Consider the following 747-nt stretch of genomic DNA (forward strand, 5'->3'; position numbering starts at 1 on the left):
CCCAGCATGTTATCATCATCCGTGTCCCAGTCGCCGAACCAGCTGTTGTCTCCCAGGCCTGTCGCAAACTCGTTCTCATCTAAAGCGCCGTCACCGCCGGTATCCCACTCAGACCAGGTCTCATTCTCCAGCCCCCAGTCGTTTGAGGCGGTGTTCCACTCATTCTCATCCAGGCGGTTGTCGTTGTTGACGTCCCAGGTGTCATACAGGCCGGCGTTGTACTCGTTCTGCTCCAGCAGGTTGTCATCATTGGTGTCCCAGTCCTCATAGTAGTTGGTGGAGGCGAAGGTGGAGTTGAACTCATTGTTGTCCCAGGTATCAGAGACAACTTCCTCTGTTTCGCCTATACTGCCTTCTGCTTCGGCTACTTCGGCTTCCTCCACCCCGGTGGTGTTTTCACCGGTACAGGCCACCATGCCGGCTACCAGCAGAAAGCACAGGCCGTTTCTGATTCCCTTGAGCATGTTCATATTGTTCCTTTTCATATCTTCTTTTCGTTATGGTTTATCTATAAAGTAAGGAGAGCACCCTGGAAAGGCACTCTCAGTTGTAAAATCCTTTTCTAGTCGCCGAAGTAGGTGTTGTAGAACCCGAACTCATTATCGTCCAGCATACTGTCAGCGTTGTTGTCCCACAGGCCGAACACCCCATCGGTGTATTCCCTTTCCCCCAGCATGCTGTTTCGGTCCGTATCCCAGTTGCCAAACCAGCCGCTGTCGGCAAAGCCAGTTCCAAACTCGCTGGTAT

At 52.6% G+C, this 747-nt stretch carries 2 protein-coding genes; both read right to left on the reverse strand.

What is annotated here, in order from left to right; all coding sequences use genetic code 11:
- The coding region (locus ACFS7Z_RS27315; protein WP_377492688.1) for a hypothetical protein at nucleotides 1-485 on the reverse strand (485 nt) is incomplete at its 3' end.
- A gap of 77 nt (nucleotides 486-562) precedes the next feature.
- The coding region (locus ACFS7Z_RS27320; protein ID WP_377492691.1) for a hypothetical protein at nucleotides 563-747 on the reverse strand (185 nt) is incomplete at its 5' end.

Origin of the sequence: Pontibacter toksunensis, from assembly GCF_042686245.1 — a bacterium.
GTDB lineage: Bacteria > Bacteroidota > Bacteroidia > Cytophagales > Hymenobacteraceae > Pontibacter > Pontibacter toksunensis.